This is a genomic window from Mesorhizobium waitakense (assembly GCF_056431085.1).
Genome location: NZ_JBWKME010000218.1, coordinates 1 through 313, shown reverse-complemented (window position 1 = coordinate 313; position 313 = coordinate 1). Strand labels below are relative to the sequence as shown.

The window sequence follows — 313 nt, the reverse complement described above, 5'->3', positions numbered from 1 at the left end:
GGCTCGACCGGAGCAACCGGCTCGACCGGAGCAACCGGTGCAACAGGCTCGACTGGGGCAACTGGCTCGACCGGAGCAACCGGCTCGACCGGAGCAACCGGCTCGACCGGTGCAACAGGCTCGACTGGGGCAACCGGCTCGACCGGAGCGACCGGCTCAACTGGTGCGACCGGCTCAACTGGTGCGACTGGTGAAACCGGCGCGACTGGATCGACAGGTGCGACTGGTGAAACCGGGGCGACTGGATCGACAGGTGCAACCGGCTCCACCGGAGCGACAGGCTCGACTGGTGCAACTGGTGAAACCGGCGCGA

At 67.7% G+C, this 313-nt stretch carries 1 protein-coding gene; it reads left to right on the top strand.

Going from position 1 to position 313, the window contains the following annotated elements; all coding sequences use genetic code 11:
* Nucleotides 1-194 (top strand): hypothetical protein (locus AC07FD_RS38610; RefSeq protein ID WP_478354070.1); only part of this gene is annotated, 194 nt, incomplete at its 5' end.
* Nucleotides 195-313: the final 119 nt, after the last annotated feature.